24 protein-coding genes are annotated in these 24,802 nt (G+C 40.2%); 12 read left to right on the top strand and 12 right to left on the bottom strand.

The genetic code is table 11. The features are described from left to right. The first annotated feature begins 8 nt into the window (after positions 1-8). Positions 9-890, top strand: coding sequence for a bifunctional methylenetetrahydrofolate dehydrogenase/methenyltetrahydrofolate cyclohydrolase FolD (gene folD, locus BLQ18_RS07290; RefSeq protein WP_090293794.1), 882 nt, complete (start codon positions 9-11; stop codon positions 888-890). A 2-nt stretch (positions 891-892) separates the two neighbouring features. On the opposite strand, the gene BLQ18_RS16985 is transcribed toward folD, so the two are convergent. Continuing rightward, positions 893-1,045, bottom strand: coding sequence for a hypothetical protein (locus BLQ18_RS16985; RefSeq protein ID WP_175443729.1), 153 nt, complete (start codon positions 1,043-1,045; stop codon positions 893-895). A 117-nt stretch (positions 1,046-1,162) separates the two neighbouring features. Between BLQ18_RS16985 and BLQ18_RS07295 the strand changes: the two genes are divergently transcribed. Next, positions 1,163-1,789: a DUF2306 domain-containing protein gene (locus BLQ18_RS07295; protein ID WP_090293795.1), complete on the top strand. Its 627-nt coding sequence runs from the start codon at positions 1,163-1,165 to the stop codon at positions 1,787-1,789. Here the strand turns inward: BLQ18_RS07295 and BLQ18_RS16990 are convergent, their stop codons facing one another. From BLQ18_RS16990 to BLQ18_RS07310, 4 genes are read right to left on the bottom strand one after another with little or no spacing between them, the layout of a single operon-like run. Then, positions 1,790-2,212: a VOC family protein gene (locus BLQ18_RS16990; protein WP_175443730.1), complete on the bottom strand. Its 423-nt coding sequence runs from the start codon at positions 2,210-2,212 to the stop codon at positions 1,790-1,792. It lies immediately after the preceding gene. A 30-nt stretch (positions 2,213-2,242) separates the two neighbouring features. Next, positions 2,243-3,085 (bottom strand): alpha/beta hydrolase, encoded by an 843-nt coding sequence (locus BLQ18_RS07300; protein ID WP_090293796.1) that lies wholly within the window; start codon positions 3,083-3,085, stop codon positions 2,243-2,245. A 27-nt stretch (positions 3,086-3,112) separates the two neighbouring features. Further along, complete coding sequence (locus BLQ18_RS07305) at positions 3,113-3,643, bottom strand: hypothetical protein (RefSeq protein ID WP_090293797.1); 531 nt, start codon at positions 3,641-3,643, stop codon at positions 3,113-3,115. A 7-nt stretch (positions 3,644-3,650) separates the two neighbouring features. Further along, complete coding sequence (locus tag BLQ18_RS07310; protein WP_090293798.1) at positions 3,651-5,162, bottom strand: helicase HerA-like domain-containing protein; 1,512 nt, start codon at positions 5,160-5,162, stop codon at positions 3,651-3,653. A 56-nt stretch (positions 5,163-5,218) separates the two neighbouring features. Here BLQ18_RS07310 and BLQ18_RS07315 point away from each other — a divergent pair, with 56 nt between their 5' ends. Both BLQ18_RS07315 and BLQ18_RS07320 read left to right on the top strand, forming a co-directional pair. Further along, positions 5,219-5,671 carry a Rid family detoxifying hydrolase gene (locus tag BLQ18_RS07315; protein WP_090293799.1) on the top strand — a complete coding sequence of 151 codons (453 nt, stop codon included), beginning with the start codon at positions 5,219-5,221 and terminating at the stop codon, positions 5,669-5,671. Positions 5,672-5,705: 34 nt separating this feature from the next. Next, complete coding sequence (locus tag BLQ18_RS07320; RefSeq protein WP_090293800.1) at positions 5,706-6,338, top strand: 7-carboxy-7-deazaguanine synthase QueE; 633 nt, start codon at positions 5,706-5,708, stop codon at positions 6,336-6,338. Positions 6,339-6,348: 10 nt separating this feature from the next. Here the strand turns inward: BLQ18_RS07320 and BLQ18_RS07325 are convergent, their stop codons facing one another. Both BLQ18_RS07325 and BLQ18_RS07330 read right to left on the bottom strand, forming a co-directional pair. Continuing rightward, positions 6,349-7,152: a hypothetical protein gene (locus tag BLQ18_RS07325; protein ID WP_090293801.1), complete on the bottom strand. Its 804-nt coding sequence runs from the start codon at positions 7,150-7,152 to the stop codon at positions 6,349-6,351. Positions 7,153-7,189: 37 nt separating this feature from the next. Continuing rightward, complete coding sequence (locus BLQ18_RS07330) at positions 7,190-7,903, bottom strand: class I SAM-dependent methyltransferase (protein WP_090293802.1); 714 nt, start codon at positions 7,901-7,903, stop codon at positions 7,190-7,192. 74 nt (positions 7,904-7,977) lie between these two features. On the opposite strand from BLQ18_RS07330, the gene BLQ18_RS07335 reads away from it, so the two are divergent. Together BLQ18_RS07335 and BLQ18_RS07340 are read left to right on the top strand one after the other, a co-directional pair. Continuing rightward, positions 7,978-8,472, top strand: coding sequence for a YkgJ family cysteine cluster protein (locus BLQ18_RS07335; RefSeq protein WP_090293803.1), 495 nt, complete (start codon positions 7,978-7,980; stop codon positions 8,470-8,472). Between the two features lie 22 nt (positions 8,473-8,494). After that, positions 8,495-9,325 (top strand): sterol desaturase family protein, encoded by an 831-nt coding sequence (locus tag BLQ18_RS07340; protein ID WP_090293804.1) that lies wholly within the window; start codon positions 8,495-8,497, stop codon positions 9,323-9,325. 131 nt (positions 9,326-9,456) lie between these two features. Here the strand turns inward: BLQ18_RS07340 and BLQ18_RS07345 are convergent, their stop codons facing one another. Then, a complete protein-coding gene (locus BLQ18_RS07345) occupies positions 9,457-10,677 on the bottom strand; it encodes an exo-beta-N-acetylmuramidase NamZ family protein (RefSeq protein ID WP_090293805.1) in 1,221 nt (406 codons plus the stop codon). 3 nt (positions 10,678-10,680) lie between these two features. Here BLQ18_RS07345 and BLQ18_RS07350 point away from each other — a divergent pair, with 3 nt between their 5' ends. The 3 genes from BLQ18_RS07350 to BLQ18_RS07360 are packed head-to-tail and all read left to right on the top strand — an operon-like array spanning position 10,681 to position 14,055. Beyond that, the gene (locus tag BLQ18_RS07350) at positions 10,681-11,922 is read left to right on the top strand and encodes an ABC transporter permease (protein WP_090293806.1); all 1,242 of its coding nucleotides are present in this window, start codon (positions 10,681-10,683) and stop codon (positions 11,920-11,922) included. 55 nt (positions 11,923-11,977) lie between these two features. Continuing rightward, on the top strand, positions 11,978-13,276 hold the full coding sequence (locus BLQ18_RS07355; protein WP_090293807.1) for a M20/M25/M40 family metallo-hydrolase: 1,299 nt from the start codon (positions 11,978-11,980) through the stop codon (positions 13,274-13,276). Next, complete coding sequence (locus tag BLQ18_RS07360) at positions 13,276-14,055, top strand: aldose 1-epimerase (protein ID WP_090293808.1); 780 nt, start codon at positions 13,276-13,278, stop codon at positions 14,053-14,055. Before BLQ18_RS07355 ends, BLQ18_RS07360 begins: the two co-directional genes overlap by 1 nt. 47 nt (positions 14,056-14,102) lie before the next feature. Here the strand turns inward: BLQ18_RS07360 and BLQ18_RS07365 are convergent, their stop codons facing one another. Together BLQ18_RS07365 and BLQ18_RS07370 are read right to left on the bottom strand one after the other, a co-directional pair. After that, on the bottom strand, positions 14,103-14,657 hold the full coding sequence (locus tag BLQ18_RS07365; protein ID WP_090293809.1) for a hypothetical protein: 555 nt from the start codon (positions 14,655-14,657) through the stop codon (positions 14,103-14,105). Between the two features lie 80 nt (positions 14,658-14,737). Beyond that, complete coding sequence (locus BLQ18_RS07370) at positions 14,738-16,213, bottom strand: helix-turn-helix domain-containing protein (RefSeq protein ID WP_090297390.1); 1,476 nt, start codon at positions 16,211-16,213, stop codon at positions 14,738-14,740. A gap of 126 nt (positions 16,214-16,339) precedes the next feature. On the opposite strand from BLQ18_RS07370, the gene aceB reads away from it, so the two are divergent. Continuing rightward, complete coding sequence (gene aceB / locus BLQ18_RS07375) at positions 16,340-17,938, top strand: malate synthase A (protein WP_090293810.1); 1,599 nt, start codon at positions 16,340-16,342, stop codon at positions 17,936-17,938. A gap of 85 nt (positions 17,939-18,023) precedes the next feature. Further along, a complete protein-coding gene (gene aceA, locus BLQ18_RS07380) occupies positions 18,024-19,304 on the top strand; it encodes an isocitrate lyase (RefSeq protein WP_417935101.1) in 1,281 nt (426 codons plus the stop codon). A 52-nt stretch (positions 19,305-19,356) separates the two neighbouring features. Here the strand turns inward: aceA and BLQ18_RS07385 are convergent, their stop codons facing one another. Both BLQ18_RS07385 and BLQ18_RS07390 read right to left on the bottom strand, forming a co-directional pair. Further along, a complete protein-coding gene (locus BLQ18_RS07385) occupies positions 19,357-20,733 on the bottom strand; it encodes an exonuclease domain-containing protein (RefSeq protein WP_090297393.1) in 1,377 nt (458 codons plus the stop codon). Between the two features lie 101 nt (positions 20,734-20,834). After that, positions 20,835-21,572 carry an NUDIX hydrolase gene (locus tag BLQ18_RS07390; protein ID WP_417935102.1) on the bottom strand — a complete coding sequence of 246 codons (738 nt, stop codon included), beginning with the start codon at positions 21,570-21,572 and terminating at the stop codon, positions 20,835-20,837. Between the two features lie 177 nt (positions 21,573-21,749). On the opposite strand from BLQ18_RS07390, the gene BLQ18_RS07395 reads away from it, so the two are divergent. Continuing rightward, positions 21,750-24,797: a SusC/RagA family TonB-linked outer membrane protein gene (locus BLQ18_RS07395; RefSeq protein WP_090293812.1), complete on the top strand. Its 3,048-nt coding sequence runs from the start codon at positions 21,750-21,752 to the stop codon at positions 24,795-24,797. Positions 24,798-24,802: the final 5 nt, after the last annotated feature.

A 24,802-nucleotide genomic window follows, 5' to 3' on the forward strand; every position in this document is an offset into this window, starting at 1 on the left:
CACAACCCATGGAAATCCTTGACGGAAAAAAAATATCCAATCAGATAAAAGAAGAAATCACCGTTGAGGTGGCTCAAATGCGCGATCGTGGAGAAAAAGTACCACATTTAGCAGCAGTTTTGGTAGGTAATGATGGAGCCAGCCTTACGTATGTGGGCAGTAAAGTACGTTCTTGCAAAAAAATTGGTTTTGAGTCTACCTTGATTCACCTTCCCGAAGAAACTACCGAAGAAGAACTGTTGAAACAAGTGGCCGAACTCAATGCAAATCCTGATATTGACGGTTATATTGTGCAATTGCCATTGCCCAAACATATTGATGAGGAAAAAGTGTTGATGGCCGTAGATCCAGATAAGGATGTGGATGGGTTCCATCCGACCAACTTCGGAAAAATGGCATTGGATATGGAGACATTTATCTCTGCTACGCCATTTGGAATCATGGAACTTTTGCGACGATACAATGTAGAAACCTCAGGTAAGCACACCGTGGTTATTGGTAGAAGTCATATTGTGGGAAGGCCCATTAGTATTTTAATGAGTCAAAAAGGGAAAGCTGCCGATTCTACAGTTACCTTAACTCATAGTAGAACCAAGGACATTAAATCTTTAACGCTTCAGGCGGATATCATAGTTTCCGCATTGGGAGTTCCTAATTTCCTAAAAGCGGATATGGTAAAAGATGGTGTGGTGATTATTGATGTTGGGATCACGCGTGTTTCCGATGAATCCAAAGAAAAGGGATACTACATCACTGGAGACGTAGATTTTGAAAATGTAAGCCAAAAGGCTTCTTACATCACCCCAGTTCCTGGAGGAGTAGGACCCATGACCATTGCCATGTTGTTGAAAAATACCTTATTGGCACGTGAGCGCCATAACAAAGCGTAAACTCAATTTACATTTTCCTGTTCCGTTTTTAAAGTAGCTTGTTGCTCTTCATCTGGATTCAGGAACTCAAAGTCGGTGTCAGATTCGTCATTCGTACAGCTTGAAACTGCCAAGCTTGCCATGATAAGTGTAATCAAAAGTAAAATTGTCTTCATTTCGTAGGATTTGGGTAGGCATCCAATGCCTGTTTGTTGTTTTATAACGATTTCAGCATTAGATTCTTGTTTTTATATCCAATTATTCGATAACTTACTTCCTGAAAACCAACCAATATGGCAAAAACAGTAAGGAATAAAGTGGCTTGGATTGCATTCGCACTTTTGGCCATTGGCATTGGTCTATATCCCTTAAGTTATTTATTCGCCGAAGAAGATTTTGGACTGCTTTTGAGCAAATCCGATGCCCTTTTGACCAATCAAATATGGAACTTGGCCTTTTATGGCCATATCAGTTTAGGTGGTTTGGCGCTTTTAATGGGCTGGTCGCAATTCAGTAAAAAGTTACGAGCCAAAAGATTGAACTTACATAGAAATCTGGGCAAAATTTACGTGGTTTCCGTATTGATCAGTGGCCTTTGTGGGGTCTATTTGGGTTTTTTTGCCACGGGCGGTATCATTCCTTCTATTGGTTTTATCAGTTTAGGAGTAATTTGGCTGTTTACTACGCTACGAGCTTATGTAGCTGTTAAAAAGAAAGATTTATCCCTGCATCAAGGAATGATGGTATATAGTTATGCAGCATGCTTCGCAGCAGTAACCCTTAGAATCTGGTTGCCTCTCTTATCGATACTATTCGGAGAGTTTTTAATTGCCTATAAAATAGTGGCTTGGTTGTGCTGGGTGCCCAATATTATCTTCGCCCATTTATGGGTGCGTAAAAAAGGGCTGAATCTGGTGTAATTATTTGGCGAACAACTGCCCCATATCCTTAAAGGCCTTAAACTCTAAAGCATTTCCAGCAGGATCTAAGAAAAACATGGTTGCTTGCTCTCCTGGTTCCCCTTTAAAACGGATGTAAGGCTCAATAACAAAATCAATTCCCTTTTCCTCTAAAGTTTTTGAAAATGATTGGAAAGTATCCCAAGGCAATACCACACCATAATGGGGTACGGGCACATTTTTTCCATCTACAGGATTGGTATGCAGATCCTCTTCCGATTTTGGTTTGTAGTGAATAACAAGTTGGTGACCAAATAGGTTGAAGTCTACCCAATGTTCGGCACTTCTACCTTCCTCGCATTCCAAAACTTCGCGGTAGAAAGTTCTACATTCATCCAAATTATGAACAGGGATGGCTACGTGAAAAGGGGTTATGTTCTGCATGATTTATTTTTTCCGAAAAATAGCGCAAGTTTATTTAGCTTCCAAAAAAGTAATGATTTGATTGTTGACATCTTCCTGATGCATGGAATGACCAAATCCTTCGGTACTTACCAGTTCACTGCCACGCCAATTTTTATTGACTTTGACCGAGGCATGGTAAGGAGTTATGTTATCAAGTTTATCATGGAACAACAATCCCTTTTTGCTGATGGATTGGGCAAATCTGGAAGTGGAAAATTCATCGATTTTAAATCCAAAACGATCATAGATATAATGGTCGAGATGTTTCATTACCCGATTATTGAATTTTAAAATATCTTGATACGTTTGAATAATTTCATGGAATTCGGAAGGTGAGCCGATGGTGACCATTTTTTGTACATGGTCGCTCGGATTTTTGTACTGGTTGTACATAATTGTCATTCCACCCACAGAATGCCCAATGAGGTGTTGGGGATTGTACTTCTTCACCATATGGTTCACAGCTTCTTCATAAAGTGGAACATATAAATGTTTTCCTGAAGAATATCCGTGTGACGGTGCATCAAATGCAATGATGTTAAAATCAGCTTCCCTTAATTTTTTGATGAGGTTTCGCCAACGATAGGTATTGCTTTCCCAACCGTGGACCAACAAAACGGTTTCTTTATTTCCAGGCCAATGGTAGGATTGAATCTTATGGCCAGCAACTTCTTCCACAGTGAGTTTTGCACCATCCAAATATTCGGATTGCTCTGGTTTTACACGGCCTTTTCGAACGGTACAAAACACATGAAACGCTTTATCAGCCATTTTTTTTGGCGCAACCAAGCTATATACATTGAAGTATTGCCCATAAGCCAATGGCATTATCTTGGTGAGAAGCTTTTTCATGGAAGCTAATTTATGTTGGAAACGAAATTATTCCCAGCCGAGCATTAAATACTTCAATTCGGCACTATCGGGAACTTGAACCGCTTCAATGGTCGAAGTACTATATCGTAAATTGTCTGGCAATTCTGCTTTATCAATCGTAAAATAAAGATTGCTTCCCTTTGGGAAAACCACAATGCTATTCAAAGTGGTCACAATTTTTTTGATACCGTATTTATCTTCAATATCCTTAAAAGTGCTCAATAAGTTTATTCCTTTTTCTGACTTGTAACGAGCATCCATAATTCGAACATTTTCTATGGTCGGAATACTGTCAGTATTGGCAGTAAGGCTCAATAGATGTTTGCCTCCCTTTTCAAAAATCTCAATTTTTTTTGCTGTCTCACTTTCCCTAACAATGGAATCTTGGGCGAAAACCGTTTCCAAATCGGTAACTGGGGTGGATTGTTTTAATGGTCCCACACTGTCCTCAGCTATTACAAAAGTGGTATCTGATTGACAAGATTGGGTTAAAATTAGGCCCAATGTAAGGGCAGTAGTTTGAATTATTTTTCTCATAGATTTTTTATCGAATCACTTTTTTAAGAACACCCAACACGCCTCGAATAAACGTTGCGCTGGTCAATACCTTTACAACAGGATTCATTCGAGTACTTCTTCGCGTTGAAGTTGACCTGCGGGATGGTTGCTTTGTTTCTTTTTCTTTCTCGGCCTCTTTTTCAGCCTTTTCAATTTTTTCATTCAGGATTTCGTAGGCACTTTCCCTATCGATTTCCTCATTGTATTTTTTAATCAATTTGGACGCATCCAGCACATCCTTGATTTCCGAATCAGACAAAATATCCATTCGACTCATCGGAGCTCGCATCATAGTCGCGGCCAAAGGTGTTGGTCTTCCTTTTTCATCAAGGGCCGAAATTAAGGCTTCTCCAGTTCCTAATGAAGTCAATATTTCTGCTGTATCATAAAAATCAGAAATGGGATAGTTTTGTGCCGTCAATTTAATGGCTTTTCTATCCTTAGCCGTAAATGCACGCAAAGCGTGCTGCACTTTCAATCCCAATTGCGCCAGTACATCGTCTGGCACATCGGTTGGGTTTTGGGTCACAAAATACAGTCCTATTCCTTTGGAACGAATCAATTTAACAATACTTTCTATTTGATCTAACAAAGCTTTGGAGGCATTGTCGAAAATCAAATGAGCTTCATCTATAAAAAGTACCAATTCTGGACGTTCAGTATCCCCTTGTTCTGGAAATGTGGAATAAATTTCAGCCAACAAGCTCAACATAAACGTGGAGAACAACTTGGGTTTGTCCTGAATATCGGTCAGGCGAATAATGTTCACATACCCACGACCATTTTCATCAATTCGGACCAAATCATCCACATCGAACGATTTTTCACCAAAGAAAAGGTCGGCACCTTGTTGCTCCAACTCAATGATCTTACGCAAAATAGTACCTGTGGAGCTGGTCGAAATTCTCCCATATTCTGACTGAAATTCCTCTTTGCCTTCTCCCGTTGCATATTGAAGTACTTTTTTAAAGTCCTTCAAATCCAAAAGAGGCAATTTGTTATCGTCGCAATATTTAAAAACTACGGCAACAATACCTTCTTGGGTAACGGAAAGATCTAAAATTCGTGATAAAAGTACAGGGCCAAATTCGGAAACCGTGGCTCGTAGTCGAACCCCATTTTGCTCGGAAAGTGATAATATTTCAACAGGAAATCCCTTGGCTTCAAATGGAAGTCCTATTTTTTCATGTCTTTCATCAATTTTCGCATGCCCTGGACTAGGTTGGGCAATACCACTCAAATCACCCTTAAGGTCCATCAATAATACAGGAATACCTTTATCGGAGAGGTTTTCGGCCAACACCTGAAGGGTCTTGGTTTTTCCTGTGCCAGTGGCTCCAGCAATCAATCCGTGACGGTTCAAAGTTTTCAAAGGAACTTTTACAAAGGCGTTGGTCATGGTTTCTCCTTCGAGCATGGCGGCACCCATGGTAATGTAGTCGCCTTTCATGGTGTACCCTTTTTCTATGTGCTCAAAGAATTTTTCTTTGTTGTCCATCACGTTCAATTTCCGATAAAAATAGGGTAATTTTAAGCAAAACTAAAAACCAGTATATGAAACCTTTTCACTATGCCCTTTTGTCCATTTTTATGAGTGGTATTATGGCTACGACCTATGCCCAAGAAAGCACGGACATTATTTTTCATAAATCGCATGAGCCTGCAAAACAAAATGCACCGTATAGCGATATTGTTCAAGCGGGCAATACATTTTATTTGGCGGGTCAGTTGGGTATGAACCAAAAGACCAGAACATTGGTAGAAGGGGGAATTGAAGCTGAAACTGAGCAGACCATCAAGAATATTGCGGATGTTTTAAAGCACCATGGGATGACCTTGGACAATGTGGTCAAGTGCACGGTTATCTTGAGTGATATTGAAGATTTTGCCGCTTTCAATTCGATTTATACCAAATATTTCACCAAAAAACCTGCCCGAACTACGTATGCGGCAGCTGGAGTAGCGGCCAATGGCAAAATTGAGATTGATGTTATTGCGGTGAAATAACCATCAAACCAAGGAAGACAACTATCTTTGCATCATGGTTGAAGAAAACGTGATGGAATTGGTTAATAAGGGAGTAATGCTGCCCTTGATGGAAGAATTTTACACCATTCAAGGAGAAGGCTATCACAAAGGAACGGCTGCTTATTTTATAAGAGTGGGCGGTTGCGATGTGGGTTGCCATTGGTGTGATGTGAAGGAAAGCTGGAATGCGGAAACGCATCCTCCGACAGCTATCGAGAGCATTATTTCCAATGCCGAAAAATATTCCGATACCATTGTGATCACGGGTGGAGAACCCTTGACTTGGGATATGGGGCCGTTAACAGAAGGTCTAAAGGCCAAAAACATGAAGACCCATATTGAAACTTCTGGTGCCTATCCGTTAACTGGGGTTTGGGATTGGATTTGTTTATCGCCCAAAAAGAACAAACTTCCTGTTGGCGAGATTTATGAAAAAGCGGATGAGCTAAAGGTCATTGTTTACAACAAGCACGATTTTATTTTTGCTGAAGAGCAAGCTGCCCAAGTGGGTGAGAACTGCATTTTATATTTACAACCCGAATGGAGTGTTCGCGATAAAATGGTTCCTATGATTGTGGATTACGTAATGGAAAATCCCAAATGGAAAGTATCCCTGCAGACCCATAAATATTTGAATATTCCTTAAGCTAAAAAGATTAACGCCCACCGTATTTCTGAAGATCCAATAGGCATTCTGCATCAAAATCAGGGATGGAAGCCAACCCTTTGGAGGCACGTGATTCCATTTGTTTGAGCAAAGAAGTTCCAAACTGCAGCTCGGCACGCATTAAGCATCCTTCAACATTACAATGATTTTCAGCGTCGGGGTCCTCATGCTCGTTCACTGATGTGGTGCTCAAATTTACTAAACCGAACAAGTGTCCAAATTCGTGCAATAAAGTTGCAGTTTCCACATCGGACACAGTTACCGCAGAGCTATTATTTCCCATTTGTTGCACGGTAGATTCGTAAATCACCATGGAAGTGTTTCTATAAACCGCACCCAAAGTAACCAAGCCTTCTTCATCATTGTCGCTATCGGCTGGGGCATCGGCAAAATATAAATGTATGGCCAAGGTAGTTCCATCATTGAACTCATCTCTGTTTTCAGTTTCCAAATCAACAATCTCTTCCAAAGTCAATGTTTCCTCATTTGGAGAGGCAAGAGAGGTGTATTTGAATTCGATAGTTTGTTTGAATGTGCGAGCCAATAAAAATTCTTCAAAGTTGGCAATGGCTTCTGCAGTGGGTGCAAAACCTGTAACGTAATCGATTTCTATCAACAATTTATCGTAATCGGCATTGGATAACAAATCTCTTGCGGAAGCGCCAGTGGATAATCGGTTGCCCGATTTATCAATAGTGGCATTCGAGCCTGACGGAGTAACTTCAGAATCTTTTGAGCAGGAGAACAGCATCAAAAGTCCTGATAGTAAGGTGAAAGCAATTTTCTTTTTCATTGTAGCAAATATAAAATACAACGTTCCAAAGAGGAATCTATTGTTTTTTCAATGTTAGTATAGCCAAATAGTCGTAATGTTCTCCCTCAACAATCAGTTCACAATCCAATCCGTTGGCGAATGCCGCATTTTGTAGGGTATTGTAATCCACATAGACCCAGTCAAAAGGTTCGCTTTGCAAACCTTTATAGGCCATTGTGAATTCTACTTCACCATAATAATTCCCATCATTCGGAATCCAATAGCCTCCATCTTCATCTTCCTCGAACATGTAAATAATATCGCTGGAATCTAGCAATATTTGACCATTGGGCATCAATAATGAGGCCAAATGTGTCAAAAATGAGGTTAAGTTCTTCAATTTGCCCGCTAAACCGATTCCGTTCATCAGTAAAAGCAAGGTGTCGAACTGCTCCTCGGAATACTCCATAATATCACATTGAACGGTAGAATTCACCCCTCTTTCTTTGGAAACTTTAATAGCTCCCTCAGAATTGTCCAAAGCGGTAACGGCCAATCCTTTCTTTTGTAAGTAGAGGGAATGACTTCCAGCACCACATCCAATATCCAACACTTTTCCTCGGGCCATTTGCAAGGCTTTTTGCTCGATTTTGGGCATGTCTTTAAAATCCCTAAACAGGTAAGGAACAGGAATAACATCTTCTTCATCTAAAGATGAATATGTGGTGATATCTTCTGTATAGTTGCCTTCTTGAAAATCCAGCAAGGCTTTTCCAAAAACATCTGGCATGGTCGACGTTGTTTTTTGCAAAGGTGGGACTTTAATTGCTTTGAAAGGTTTAAAATGGATAAGTTTGTCCTGTTATGGAGGATATTTTAAGGGAATTGCCCAATAAGGCAAAAGAGAAGCATGCGGAGAATAAAAAGTTCTTCAGCAAATTGAAGAAGAAGCCGCCCAAAAACTTGGATTATGTGATGCAGGAATTGCACCATGAGGAGTTTGAGCGCACGGATTGTTTGGAATGTGCCAATTGCTGTAAAACCACAGGACCTCTTTTTACCAATGCCGATGTGGAGCGAATCGCCAAACATTTTAGAATGAAACCCTCCCAATTTATCGACACCTATTTGCGGGTCGATGAAGAAAATGATTATGTGTTGCAAAGTGTGCCCTGTACTTTTTTGGGAGCCGATAATTACTGCTCCATTTATGAAGTGCGACCCAAAGCCTGTCGTGAGTTTCCGCATACGGATCGTAAAAAATTCCAACAGATCAGTAACCTCACTTTAAAAAATGTGGCCATTTGTCCAGCCGCTTTCAATATTGTGGAGGCGATGAAAAAATCCATCAAGATTTGAGGTTTTTTCATATTTTGAGGGCATGGAACAGCTTATTTCTTATTTCGAGACCATCCCATCTTGGCACCGAAGCCTTATTCTGGTTGGGGGCATCACCTTTTTTTGGATTTTGGAGGGCATAGTGCCCCTTTTTAATGTGCCCTATAAAAAATGGCGGCATTCCGTTCCCAATTTCTTTTTTACAATGACTACGATTGTTGTCAATTTTCCGTTGGCATTTTTGCTGTTGAAATCTTCCGATTGGGCGGTGGAAAATCAGTTTGGGATCATTAATTGGTTGCCTGAAATGCCTTTATGGTTATATGTTTTGCTGGGTGTAATGTTGCTCGATTTGGTTGGTGCCTATGCAGCGCATTGGGTGGAACATAAGGTGAAACCGCTTTGGATGGTGCATTTGGTGCATCATTCCGATCATAATGTAGACACTACAACGGCAAACAGACATCATCCTTTGGAAAGCTTAATCCGTTATATTTTTACGTTAACTGGAGTTTTGCTAGTTGGAGCGCCTATTGGAATAATCATGTTGTACCAGAGTCTTTCGGTGGTGTTTTCTCAGTTTAACCATGCCAATATTCGATTACCCAAAAAGGTGGACAATGCCATCAGTTGGTTCATCGTGAGCCCAGATATGCACAAAGTGCATCATCATTACCAATTGCCCTACACGGATTCCAATTATGGAAATATTTTCTCCATTTGGGATAGACTTTTTGGTACCTACATGTATTTAGATGTTAAGGACATTGTTTATGGGGTGGACACTTTCCCCGATGAAAAGGAAAATAGCAGTATCAAGGGATTGTTGAAGCAACCTTTTCATAAATACCGAAGACCAACCACTGAGGGATAACTGTCATTTCGATATAAGAAGCTTTGCTTCGATTGAGAAATCTTCATTTTCTAGGACATCTCGACTGCGCTCGATGTGACAACTTGAACATTCGATTGAATTCGAGCAATTCGAGTCAAGAAAATGATTAACTAATCGTAGATCAAATACTTCGCGCGTATTTTTTTGAAGTTGTTCAAATCGTCTTGCCACGTAGCTTTGATTTCTTCATTGGTCATGCCCTGTTCAATTTGTTGTTGCAGCAAAGGCGTACCCGCATGCTTGGTAAATCCGCTGGTTAAAAAGAATTTCGATTTATCAACGGAGTTTTGGTAGGCATCTATCACCCATTCCATGGTTACTTCGTTCATGCGTTCCGTTTGTGATAAATCCTTTCCATAACAGGTTTTGCCCTCCTCTTTTGGATATTTTGAACCGAAATTAGGCTCGGGAACATAACTGAAATCATATTGGGTACTATCCAAAAAAGAAGCACCATACCGTTGAAACTGAAATTCCGTTCCTCGTCCTGCATTCACATTGGTGCCCTCAAAAAGTCCTAAACTGGGGTATAGGGTTATGGAAATATCATTGGGTAAATTCGGGGATGGTCTTATCGGTAAATGATATGATGATTCATGGGTGTAGTTTTCTAATTCAATGACGGTCAGATTAGCTTTGATGCCATTTTCCAACCAACCTTCACCGTTCAAAAGATTTGCATATTCCCCAATGGTCATCCCATATACCAAAGGAATGGGATTCATGCCCAAATAACTGGTGTGTTCCTCCATCATGGTTGGTCCATCTACGTAATGTCCGTTTGGGTTGGGTCGGTCCAAAACAATAATGGGTAAATCTGCCTCGGCACAGGCTTCCATCACTAATTGCAAACTGGCAATAAAGGTGTAAAAACGAACTCCTACATCTTGAATGTCAAAAACCATCACATCGAGGTCGGCCAATTGTTCGGAAGATGGTTTTCTGTTTTTACCATACAGCGAAATAATGGGCAATCCTGTTTGGGAATCAACCCCATCTTTCACATGCTCCCCAGCATCTGCAGTACCTCGAAATCCATGTTCTGGTGAGAACACTTTTTGAATCGTAACATTCAATGACAAAAGTGAATCCACCAAATGGGTATATCCCGCTTCTTTAAAAATCACACTGGTAGGATTGGCCACAATGCCCACTTTTTTATCTTTCAACAATGGTAGATAAGCCTCCGTTCGGTTGGCGGCAACTTTAATTTCAGGAACAGGTTTCGAATTCAATTCGGCTGAGGTGTCTTCCTTTTCTTGGCCTTTGCAGGAAGAAAATATCAAAAACAACAATAAAACTGTACTTTTGAAAACAGATAAAATGGGCATTCGTTGAATTTAGAGTTATTTATTGCCAAACGCCTGATCACAGGGAAGGAACATAAAATTAGCATTTCCGCCCCTATTATAAAAATTGCGGTTGCGGCAATTGCCATTGGTGTGGTAATGATGCTCATCGCCATTGCTACGGGTGTGGGCCTTAAAATCAAAGTGCGGGAAAAAGTCTCCGCGTTCAACGGGCATATTCAAATTTCCAGTTTCGACAACAATACTTCTGAGGTGTCGGTGATGCCCATATCCATCCACCAAGATTTTTATCCAGAGTTCAAAAATGTAGAGGGAGTTCGCCATGTGCAGGCCGTGGCCACCAAAGGTGGTATTATCCGCACCGAAGATACATTTGAGGGAATGCTCGCCAAAGGAGTGGGCACCGATTACGACTGGAGCACTTTTGAAGAATATTTGGTTGATGGTCGATTGCCCGATTATTCTGGAAAATTGAACGAGGAAGTTTTGATTTCGAGCATCATGGCCAATCGTTTGCAATTGAAGGTTGAGAATGATTTCTTTTCTTTTTTCTTGAAAGATGGGGATGCCTCCCAAGTGCCGAACAATCGTCGTTTTACGATTGTTGGGATTTACGATAGCGGTTTCGAGGAATTTGATGAGACCTATGTGTTTGTGGATATTCGCCATATTCAACGCATGAACAAGTGGGAAGAAGATGAAATTGGAAATTTTGAGGTCTTTTTGGACGATTTTGACCAATTGGATGCGAAAAGCAATGAAATCTACAATAACACTCCATCCGATTTGGATTCGCAAAACATCAAAAACAAATATTTCCGCATTTTTGAGTGGATAGGACTTTTTGATTTTAATATTGCCTTGATCATAGGGATCATGATCATTGTGGGAGGAATCAATATGATCACAGCTTTACTGGTTCTTATTTTGGAGCGAACCCAAATGATCGGGATTTTAAAAGCCCTTGGTTCTGCCAATTGGAGTATTCGAAAAGTGTTTTTGTACAATGCAGCCTATCTGATCGCCAAAGGATTGTTTTGGGGCAATCTTATTGGTTTGGGCTTCATTTTTCTTCAGGAAAAATTCCGAATGTTCAAATTTCCCAATCCTGAGGAATATTACATCGAGTACATTCCCGTGCACATGGATGTGATGACCGTCCTTTTATTGAATATTGGAGTAATGCTGCTCTGTTTACTCATGCTTTTGGTTCCATCCTACATCATTACCAAAATTACGCCTGTTAAAGCCATCCAATTTGAATAGCATCCACGAGGTATTTACTGCATAAATTGATAACTTGGGCAGCAAAATAACCAACATGACTTTTCAGAAGATTTCAACCCTATTCGCGCTATTGCTAGCCGTAACCGTTTCAGCCCAAAAACTAAGTAGAACCGAAAAAAAGATTGTTTCCACCATTGAGAAAAACAGTGGAGAGGCCGTTGGATTTTTGGAAAAAGTGGTCAACATCAACAGTGGGACTTTAAACGCCAAAGGTGTTAAAGAAGTGGGAATGGTGTTCAAGGATGCTTTTGATAATATTGGATTTGAAACCACTTGGATTGAAATGCCTGCCGAAATGCACCGTGGAGGGCATTTGTTTGCAGAAACTAAAGGAACCAAAGGAAAGAAGCTTTTGCTTATTGGTCATTTGGATACTGTTTTTGAGGAAGATAGTCCGTTTCAAACTTTTGAAATGGTGAACGATAGCACCGCCCATGCGCCTGGAGGTAATGATATGAAAGGTGGCGATGTGATCATGTTGTATGCCTTAAAGGCCCTTGAGGAAAATGGACTTTTGAAAGATGCACAAATTATTGTGGCTTACACAGGGGATGAAGAAAGTACTGGAAAGCCGTTGTCAATCAGTAGGAAAGATTTGATTGACGCGGCCAAGCGTAGTGATATTGCCCTAGGTTTTGAGAGCTCCACTGGATTTAATTATGCCACAGTGGCCAGAAGAGGCGCTTCAGGATGGTCTGTTGAGGTAGAGGGAAAACGTGCCCACTCTTCGGGAATTTTTAGTGAAAATACAGGAGCGGGAGCCATTTTCGAAATGTCCAGAATCCTGCACCAATTTTATACCGAAGTAAAAGGTGAAGACTTGTTGACCTTTAACCCTGGCGTGATGTTGGGTGGTACTTTTGTGAATTATGATGAGTTGACCAGCAAGGGTGATGCCTTTGGGAAAACCAATGTGGTGGCCCAAAAAGCTGTTGTAAAAGGTGGACTTCGATTTATTTCTGAAGAACAAAAAGAACGTGCTAGAGCTAAAATGAGGGAAATTGTGGCCAATAATTTACCACAGACTTCAGCAACTGTAAGCTTTACAGATAGCTACCCAGCGATGGGCCCAACTGAGGGGAATTTGGCGCTATTAAGTCAATTCAACCAAGTAAGTTTGGATTTGGACCAGGGAGAAGTTTTGGCCTACGACCCAGGAAGACGTGGCGCTGCCGATTTGTCTTTTGTAGCTGAATATGTAGATGGATTAGATGGCTTGGGAACCATGGGATCTGGTGCACACACGCCTCAAGAAACTGTAAATCTTAATACGATTGAGGCTTTGACCAAACGTACGGCCATTATGATCTATCGTTTAATCAACTCCAAATAATGGTTGAATTAAAAAACAAACAAGCCAGCGTTAGCATCGATAAAGGCGAATTGGTAGGTTATGTAGTGGACGGTCATGAGTTCATCCACCAAAAGGGAAGTCCAGGTTGGGGAAGTTCCGACACGGAAATGTTTCCCATAATTGGTCCTGTAGATCAAGCGAATTTTAGGGTGAGTACGCCTAAAGGTGATGCCATTCAAGATCAACATGGTTTATTGCGCCAATTTGATTACAAATTGATTTCACAAAGTGAAACGACAGCCGTTTTTCAAAAAAACTACAAAGCAGGTACCGAAATCAAGAATTCAAAATATCCCGAAAAGTCAACTGAACCTTTGATGTCTTGGCCGTATGATTTTCAATTTGAAAAATCATACCATTTGACCGAAACTGGACTGGAAGTGACTTTTAAAATCACAGAAGAAACCGATATGCCCTTTATGTTGGGCTATCATCCTGCATTTAAATTGTATTCGGAATCACCAATTATCGTAGCTAACAATAAAGAAATTACCTTGGATGAGGTGTTGGCGGTAGGAAGTCGTGCCTTGCAAGTGCCAGATTGCACTTCCATTACCCTAAAGGATGAAAAGGAAATTACCATCACTACTGAAGGTTTTGGGAATTTTATGTGTTGGACCGCGGTGCGGAATATGGTCTGTATCGAGCCTATTTCATTTTACCCTTATGCAGTGGAACAAGTGAACTTAGATCAAGGATTTCAAGAAGTAGGAGAGGAGTCAGTTTTTAAAGTAAAGTTAATGCCACAGGTTTTATGATTGGAACTTTGACAATTCCTTGTTTCGAGTTATAAATCAAATATTGATTAATCAAAGTAGCCCTCGAATTTAATTGTATTTAAAACATCGTTATTAAATTCAAAGATGAACAATGAAGTTTGTTCAAGGTTGCCAAGTTGCACTATATCTGAATTTATACTGATATTTAATTTCTTTCCAAGAGTCGCTTTTGTAATTCCAACTTTAATAGAATCTCCAAGATAAATTTCTGAATTCTTGATAACTCCACCAATGATATGTTCCCAATTTGATGCTTTGTAAAATTCCAATTCAGTTTTATCGAATTTATAAGTTTTAATAGTGTCAATCACATTTTCATCATGATGATTCTGATAGGGTCTCACTTTTAAGCTAAATTTTGGACTAGTTGTAGCTAAAACTTCTAATTCTGCTTCAAATGCATAAGCCAAACTATCATTTTGAATAAATTGTTCATTCTTAATTTTGTTGAGAGATTCAGATTCTTTCTGTATTTCAACTTTTGACTTATTTTGTTGTTTTTCGGGGTTTGTTGATACTGATTGGTTACATGAAATATTTAATGCAATAATTGGTATTATAATAGATAGTCGTTTTTTCATAGGTGGTCTGATTATTTATATCTTGAAAGATAAACAGCTTCAATTCAAACCAAGAAAAAAATCGATATAATGGACACGGGTTAACTTAATTTCTCCTGCAATTTAGCAACCACATCCTCCGTAGTTGCGTATTTTTTCTGTCGCTCCAGGATCGTTGGTGCAGATTGCCTAACCGCACAATCGGGAATGGCACAGCGTTCACAGGTCACCCCAACATCATAGGTTTTTATGGCAGGGTCGTCCAAGAATTTCACTTTCTTTTTAAGCTCATTGTTGATCAACAACCCAAGACTTACACTTCGGTACATATCCTTTTTAAAAGGGTCGGCCGTAGCGCTTGAAAAAATCAAATAGGAAAGCCCATCGGAAGGGTAATGGGAAATCTGAACATCCATTAAATGTTCCTCCGAGCTTTTGGCAATGTCTTGCAACACCCGAATGGACACCCATCGCCTACAGTATTTTTCGTTGGTTTCATTTCCGTGAGGGGAATGTTGGTGCGTTAAATGGAGCTCTTTGGTAATCTCAAACCGATTGCTGCTGCCCTTGTGGCTCAACCGTAAAAAGAACAGGTTCTCCAATTGGTAATCGTTGGGCAATATATTCGTCAAGCGTTGGTAAATGGATTCAGGAGAAGCATTGTAACTTTTCTTTATATTGGCCAGAAAGGTTTTGTCAAAAGTTGGTTTGGCCAAAAATGCCTCAATATCTTTTGTAATCAAATCTCTTGGAATTACCAATGCACCTGCAAAATAGGAGGCGTAGAAATTATTCAGTACCTGATCAAAATTGTTGAATTTTATCCAAGTAAAAGTGTAGAGCCGCTCTTCAATTTTTAAGTAATTGTACCCAATTTCTTTGGCATATATAAAGGTGCGTTGTGCCTCGTCAATATGGTCGGCAATCAATAAGGTTTTGGTTTTGGGAATAAAAATGGAACGCAGATTGTCCAATTCAGAGTATTTTCCCAATTCCTCATTGTTGATGGTGTATCCGTATTCTTCAACTAGAATTTCTTCCAGCTCTTTGGAACTGAGCGACTTTTTCAAATGTACTTGATAGGCCTTGCTGAAGTTTTGTACTGCTTCCTCCAGTTCTGGAAAAAAGTTATTGCTTGCTTCTTGAAAGGAACGGAGGGAAGCTAAATAAAAGCTCTCCTTGCCAAAATTGTAATGTTTGGCAATTTCTATAATGGTAGCGATAAAGGCATTCACCTTGGTGGGTGCGTTCGCAACAATGTCGATAAGATCGCTCTCTTTTATACCAAACAACTCTAAAGGTAGTTCCTTGAGTACTTTGGATTGTAACAATTCGCCCACTGGAGCCAAGTTTTTATCCAGTTTAAGGGATACCATACTGTCATAAGGGACTTCCAATTTTTCGGCCAGTAGCGCAATCTTGTCCGTTTTAGGGTATTTTTTACCCTTTTCAATCTCGTTTAAATACGATTTGGAAAGCCCTGAAAGCTTGGAAAGCCCAAATAAGGATAGCTTTTTATTGGTTCTCAGCTGTTTAAGCTTGAGTCCGAATATTAATTTGATGTACTCTTCTTCCATATTCTCAACCAAAGATAGTTTTTTCTGCGAATTTGATAAAAAAAGCGAAATAAATAAAAATAGCGAACGTTCGCTTGTTTTTCTCAAACGTTTGCGTTAACCTTGTTCAACAAAATGTAAAATGGTATGGAAGAAATAGTTATCACCAGTACAGAATTGCAATTTGCAAAGGATGTATCAAATTATTATCCAGAATTGCTTACCGATGAGGCCATTGAATTTTTAGTTTCATTACATCAAAAATTCAACAAGTCTAGACTGCAATTGTTGGAAGAAAGAACTAAAAGGCAAGCTCAGTTCGACTTGGGTATTGCCCCAAACTTTCCTGAAGAAACGGTCTACACACGAACCGCACAATGGAAGGTAAAGAACATTCCAGAAGATTTACGCGACCGTAGAGTCGAGATTACAGGTCCTGTGGAACGGAAAATGGTAATCAACGCCTTGAATTCAGGTGCCAAAACGTTTATGGCCGATTTTGAGGATAGCAATGCGCCAACATGGTACAATTGCATGCAAGGACAGCAAAACCTGATCGACGCCAATAATCGTAGCATTACCTATTTCGATTCCAAAAAGGGAAAAAACTACGAGTTGAATAAGGAAGTTGCTGTGCTCTTGGTGCGTCCAAGGGGATTGCATTTAAATGAAAGACATCTCCTGATTAATGGAGAGCAAGCTTCGGGTAGTTTGGTAGATTTTGGACTCTATGTTTTTCATAACACTAAGATTTTGAAAGAAAGGAAATCAGCCCCGTATTTCTACTTGCCCAAATTGGAACATTATACCGAGGCGCGTTGGTGGAACGAGGTGTTCAGCTTTGCTGAGGAATTGTTGGATGTTTCCGATGGAACTTTCAAAGCAACTGTTTTGATCGAGACCATTACTGCGAGTTTTCAATTGGATGAGATCATATATGAGCTCAAAAACCATATTGTTGGGCTGAACTGTGGTCGATGGGATTACATTTTTTCATACATCAAAAAATTCAGAAACCATCCAGAATATATTTTGCCCGACCGTGATCAGGTGACCATGACGGTGCCTTTTATGGATGCCTATTCCAAATTGGTGATTCAACGATGCCATAAAAGAGGGATTTTGGCCATTGGAGGTATGGCGGCCCAAATTCCGATCAATAATGATCCTGTTGCCAATGAAGCCGCTTTGGAAAAGGTGCGATTGGATAAGGAAAGAGAAGCTAAGAATGGTCACGATGGCACTTGGGTGGCTCATCCTGGATTGGTGCCCATTGCGATGGAAACTTTCAATAAATATATGCCCAGTGCCAATCAGGTGGTGGTGCTTCGGGAAGATGATCGGATTTCTGCTGCTGATTTAATTGCAGTGCCCAAGGGTGAAATCACTGAGAAAGGGGTGCGTAAAAATATTTCCGTGGGCATCATGTATCTCGAATCTTGGCTTCGTGGTAACGGTTGTGTGGCTATCAATAATTTAATGGAAGATGCAGCGACTGCTGAAATTTCTCGAACTCAGGTTTGGCAATGGCTAAAATTCAATGCCATGTTGGATGATGGTCGAAAATTGACCAGTGAACTCTATCAGTCTATTTTGGATGAGGAAGTGGCCAAGATCAGACATTTGGTAGGCGAGGGCAATTTGCACAACACCAAATTTGAAGAGGCCATCGCTTTGTTCGACCAATTGGTCAAGGCTGAAGACTTTGAGGAATTCCTCACCTTAAAAGCTTACGATGAGATTTAAACGAGTGAAAAAACAACAATAAGAAAATCCCCTAAATGCGCGAACATTATAAGGGGATTTAAGTCAAATTTCGAATTATAAAATTATGGAAAAAAAGGAAAAAATTCAAGCGTTGTTTACCGATTGGACGGTAAATTCTAGATGGAAGGGTGTAGAACGTCCATACACGGCCGAAGAAGTGATTAAACTTCGTGGTTCTTATGAAATCGACCATTCCATTGCCCGTATGGGTGCTGAAAAATTGTGGGACAAGCTCAATGATCAAGAGTTCGTTGCGGGACTGGGCGCTTTGACTGGAAATCAAGCCATTCAAGAAGTGGAAGCAGGTTTGGATGCCATTTACTTGAGTGGATGGCAAGTGGCCGCTGATGCGAATCTGGCGGGGGAAATGTATCCTGACCAGTCGCTATATCCAGCCAATAGTGTTCCCTTGGTGGTAAAACGTATCAACAATGCACTTTTACGCGCTGATCAAATTCAGACCGTGAATGGAATTCAAGATAAAAAGGATTATCTGGTGCCGATTGTGGCCGATGCCGAAGCAGGATTCGGTGGGAATCTAAATGCCTTTGAGCTTATGAAATCCATGATTGAAAATGGAGCTTCTGGAGTACATTTTGAAGATCAATTGAGTTCGGCTAAAAAGTGTGGGCATTTGGGAGGTAAAGTTTTGGTTCCCACCCAAGAGGCTATCAATAAATTGATTGCTGCCCGTTTGGCCAGCGATGTAATGGGCGTTCCCACGGTGATTATTGCCCGTACTGATGCTGACGCCGCGAATTTGCTCACCAGTGATATAGATCCAAGGGACCATAAGTTTTTAACTGGGGAACGTTCAACAGAAGGGTTTTTTTATGTGAAAAATGGATTGGAGCAGGGCATTGACCGTGGACTGAGCTATGCTCCCTTTGCAGATTTGATTTGGTTGGAGACTTCGACCCCTGACTTGCAACAGGCCAAAAAGTTTGCCGAAGGTATTCACAGCAAGTATCCAGACAAAATGTTGGCCTACAATTGCTCCCCATCTTTTAACTGGGCGGCAAAATTGAGCAAAAAGGAAATGGAAACGTTCCGTGAAGAGTTGGCGGCGCTTGGCTATAAATTCCAATTTATCACCTTGGCTGGATTCCACGCGCTCAATACCAGCATGTTTGAGTTGTCAAAATCATATAAAGAAAGAGGAATGGCAGGCTATTCTGCTTTGCAAGAGCGGGAATTTGCGCTGCAAAAAGACGGCTTCAAGGCAGTAAAACACCAAGGATTCGTGGGTACTTCCTATTTTGATTTGGTTCAAAATGTGGTAACGGCCGGTAAGGCGAGTACTATGGCCATGAAAGGTAGTACCGAAACGGCACAATTTACCTAATATGTACCTGTAGTTATTTGTTCTGAAGAGATGCCCCGTTTTTGGGGCATTTCTATTTTATGGAAGTCATAACGGTGCTTTCGGAATGCTTCAATAGGTAAGCGGCCAAAATCCCATCAGTTTCAATGGTGTTTTTTTGGGGTGTTATAAAAGCTTCAATATCCTCTAGGTTAGAAATATCAACATCATTTTCAATAAAGCCATAGCCTTTGTACAATCCATCAGCAATGAGGACAACAGCACTTTCTGTTGCATCCCTACCTTTTTCCTTGATTACTTTTACATCCGAAGCCAATAATTTCATATGTTCGACAGCTTGGCTAACCTTTTCGTTGTAATCGTCTACCGATTCTTCACCCCTGCAAATACCCTCGCAAGTGGTAATGGAATGATGAGAACAGGGCGTATTCGTCTGCTGTAAATGGCAATATTTTGGACAGAGCGAAAAATGCTTGCACAATTCTTCCAAATAGGCCCTGCAATCGGTTTGGTTGTAAAATATTTTAAGTGGTCTGGGAATTCCCTTTAGGGTGTTGAACGCTAAATGGGAAATTCCATTTCGATCCTCATATTCAAAAATGGCGTATTGACGGACCGTACGTTTTTGTGCTCGATTATAGGGCGGGAACAATCGTTTTATTTCAGCGGATTCCATGAGCAAGGCCACCAATTCGCTTCCTGAAAGTTTGAAATCGATATGGGTGGTTTCCGAGCACATCTGGATTTCCTTTTTACTCTTGTCGTAAAAATGACCCAACACCCTTTTTTTTAGGTTGATGGCTTTCCCAACATAAATGATTTCCCCTTTTTGGTTTTTGAAATAATAAATACCAGATTTGGAGGGAATGGCATCAAAAACGGATTTCGGTAGGTGAGGAGGAAGTGTTGCTTCTTGACTTCGTGCATTCAAGAATTTTTTAAAAACCGTATCGGCATCAGGTGAGCTCAACAATTTTTCAAAAAGAAGTACGGTGGCATGTGCATCCCCACGAGCACGGTGACGATCTTGAAGTGGAATATCCACAGCAGAACACAATTTTCCCAAACTGTAGGAACGTAGTCCAGGAATCAAAGTTCTGGATAAGCGGACGGTACACAATTTTTTTCGCGTAAAGTCCACCCCAATTTGGCGAAACTCTTCTTTGATCACGCCATAATCGAAGTTGACCGAGTGGGCGACAAAAATGCAATTTTCGGTGAGCTCTAAAATATTTTGGGAAATTTCAGCAAAAGTAGGTGCGTTTTGCACCATTTGATCATCAATTCCTGTCAACCCAGTAATAAAATACGGGATTGGTGCCAAAGGATTTACCAAACTCGTGAATTCGTCCACAATAGTGTTTCCATCATATTTAAAAATGGAAATCTCGGTAATCTTGTTCCCTTTGATTCCGTTGCCAGTGGTTTCTATGTCGATAATGGTATACAACCCCGAAAATAATTTTGTTTTGAAATTATAGATTAACCTTTCAGCTTCCAAATTAAGATGCTAAAATGGTTGTGGTTAATTAAGTGGGGTTGGTAAAAGAATTAGATCTTAAAACTAAAACCGTCTTCTTGAACTTTCTTTTCGTATTTCTCTTTGTCGAAAATGTAGAGGTAGGCTCCTTTTCTTGAAACTGACATATCTTTTTCATCAAGCTTTACCAAAATGTCCAAAGAATTTATCTTGTTGATGAAGTTTCGCTTGTCCAGTTTCTTGTCCAGAATGGATTCATACAAGTTTTGCAATTGACGCATGGTGAATTTCTCGGGCAACAATTCAAATCCGATTGGTTTGGTCAAGGCACGACGTCTTAAACGCGCTTTCGCCTTTCGAACCATTTCATTGTGGTCAAATATCAAATCTGGGGCATCTTTGATGTCGAACCAATGTGCGGCATCAATTTGAATACCATCAAAACGGTGGCTGTCCACATCAATCAAGGCAAAATAGGCTACGGATATAGTTCGCTGCCCAGGGTCCCTGTCAATTTTACTGTATGTATGGAGTTGCTCCAGATAAACATCGTTTAAACCAGTAAGGGTTTCCAGCACCCGATCGGCAGCTTGGTCCAGGTCCTCGTTCTTCTTGAGGAATCCACCAATAAGCGACCATTTGCCTTTTTCTGGTTCAAAATTCCTTTTGATCAACAATATTTTAAGGCGTTCTTTTTCAAACCCAAAAATAATACAGTCAACTGCCAGTAAAACCTGGTCTTCCTTTTGGTAATAATTAAGATGCATGCCCAAGTTTTCTTTAACCTCTAAATCTTCAACCGTTTTCATAAAAGTTAAAAGTCCTAAAACTAAAATATTTAAACAAATATCTAGCGCAGAAAGTCTAAAATAAGATTACAAGTGTTAAAATTACATTTTTTTAACGAAATGTTTGCATTTCTAATTTTTCTTCCCTTATTTTGAATGTGTAAAATGCACACTTAATAAATAAGTAAACTAAACAACATGCTAACAAACACACAACTACTGAAGAAGAAGTTGGGTATTTTAAGTCGTATTTGGCTACTCCCAATTTTCTTCCTTTTTCTTGGTTTGCAAGGGCAAGCGCAAGATTTGACTATCACTGGGGTAGTATCGGAAGCTGCCACAGGTACGCCAATTCCAGGGGTCAACATTTTAGTTAAGGGTACTACCAATGGTGTGGTTACCGATTTTGATGGTAATTATGCTATTAAAGCTGCTACAGGAGATGTGCTTATCTTTTCTTATGTAGGGTTTGAATCACAAGAAATTGTTGTTGGTTCCAGTTCCGCAATCGATGTAGGGATGGTTGAAGATACCAACGAATTGGATGAAGTCGTAATTATTGGTTACGGTTCTCAGAAAAAATCGGATTTGACCGGTTCTGTTGCCGTGGTTGATACCGAGGATGCCAAAAAATTGGTGACCCACGATGTTGCCAAAATGATTCAAGGACAGGCGCCTGGGGTTACCGTACAATCTTCAGGTGAGCCTGGAGGTTTTGTGAACATTAAAATTAGAGGTATCAGTTCTTTTAGTAACAACAACCCGCTTTTTGTGGTTGACGGTATGTTGGTGGATGATCCTTTTGATTTTGCTACTGGTGAAATCGAATCCATTCAGGTTTTAAAAGATGCATCTTCAGCTGCCATTTATGGGGTAAGGGGTGCCAATGGGGTAATTATCATCACTACCAAAAAAGGATCTGAGGGCAAACTGGATATTACCTATAAAAGTTCCATTGGTTTTCAGAATGTAACCAAAACCATTCCATTGACTGACCGTGTGGGATATCAAAACATAACCAATGCGGCTTATGTAAATTCAGGTCAGGCAATTTTGCCAGGGAACGACTCAACCAATCCATTGTTCATCGATAATGTGAGCACAAATTGGCAAGATGAAGCCTATCGTACTGGAGTTTTGGAGAATCATTCATTGACATTTACGGGAGGTTCATCTTTGATCAACTACAACTTGAACGTGGATTACTTTAAAAATACAGGTTATTTGAGAACGCCTCAGGCTTATGAGCGTTATTCCACTGTTTTGAATCTTGGTGGTGCAAAAGGAAAATTCTCTTATGGTTCTAGATTGAGCTATACGCGTTCCGATAAGGAAAACTTCAATGAGTATTTGGCAGGGACATCTTCCATCATCAACTTATTGCAAGCCATTCCAACTATGCCAGTTTATGATGAAAATCGTTTGGGAGGATATGGTGGTGCCGATAACCTAACACAAAGAGCCATTACTTTGAACGTTATTGGGTACAACAATTTGATCACCAATGAAAACTTGAGAAATCGTTTCGCAGGTAACATTTGGGGAGAATATGAAATTATCAAAGGCTTGAAATATACATTGAGAGCCAGTTATGACCGATTGGATTGGCATGATAGATACTTTAACCCGCCAAGTGATTTGGGTTGGTATTACATTACCACTCCTGATGAAGCTGCTTTGAACGTGAACACGGGAAACAGAACCCGTACCGTTGTAGATAACCTTTTGGCCTACGATGTGGATTTGGGAAAACATAACATTAGCGCGCTTTTGGGTTGGATCCAACAAAGAGACGATTTTTACAGACACACTTCACGCGCCGTTGGGTATGATGTAGAAACCATTCCACAATTGAACTATGGTGCTTCACAAAGTGCTGCTGAATTTCAAACCACACAAACAGCTGTGTCATACATTAGTCGTTTAAATTATGGTTATGATGACAAGTATTTGGTAACGGCCAACTTTAGAAGGGATAAAACCTCTTTGTTCCGTGAAGAATTAAATACTGGTGATTACTATTCCTTCTCTGGAGCATGGAAAGTGCACAATGAAAGCTGGGTGAACCTTCCAGATTGGTGGGAAACTTTAAAAGTTAGAGGAGGTTATGGAGTGTTGGGTAACAATACCGTAGCGCCATATGCCTATTCACCAACAGTAAATGCATTTGCAAATTACGTTTTTAACAACGAATTGGTTAATGGTACCACAGTTGTTACGGCAACCGATCCGAACTTGAAATGGGAGGATACAAAAACGGTGAATGCAGCCATCGAAGTGGGAATGTTCAATAACAAACTTCAGTTTTCTGCAGAATACTTTGAGAAGAAATCCACCGATATTTTGGCAGATGTTCCACTTCCATTATCATCAGGTTCCATTAACTCTGCATGGGGTGTAGTGGTTCGTAAAAATGCTGCCGATGTAAAAAACAATGGTATGGAATTTACCATGTCATACAACAACCAAGATCACGAATTCAAATACAATATTTCAGCGAACTTAGGTACGCTGAAAAACGAAGTATTGCGAATCGGTGAAAACGACAACCCAATTTCAGTAGGGGAACACCGCACAGAAGTAGGTCGTTCCATTGGAGAAATCTATGCTTATGAAACTGACGGGTTGTTCCAAAGTCAAGAAGAAATTGATGCACATGCATCACAACCTGGTGCACAGCCTGGGGATGTAAAATTCAAGGATTTGAACAACGATGGATTTATCAATGATGAGGATAGAAGCTTCCAAGGGGTTACCATTCCAAAATACAGCTACGGTCTAAACTTTAGCGCCGATTACAAAAACTTTGATTTCTCCATGTTCTGGCAAGGTCAAGGGGGTAACAAAATTTACAATGGTACCTACAATGCTTTAATGATTGGCGGGTTGTTGAACCATCACACAGATATGTTGGATTACTGGACGCCTACCAATACCGATACCAACATTCCAAGACCAGATGTAACAGAGGCCAATGCCAATGCAAGGTCTTCCGATAGATTTGTTGAAAAAGGAGATTACATCCGTTTACAGACCATTCAATTGGGTTATGTGATTCCAACGGAAAAAATCGCTTTCCTTAACCATATGAGGGTTTATGTTTCTGCACAAAACCTTCTTACCATAACCAATTATAGAGGTTATGATCCAGACTTTGCCAGTGACGGATTGTTCAGAAGAGGATTCGAATTTGGTTCTTTTCCAAATCCAAGAACATTGTCCTTAGGAATGGAAGTGAAATTTTAATCATC

The organism is Flagellimonas zhangzhouensis (genome assembly GCF_900102925.1).
Classification (GTDB): Bacteria; Bacteroidota; Bacteroidia; order Flavobacteriales; family Flavobacteriaceae; genus Flagellimonas; species Flagellimonas zhangzhouensis.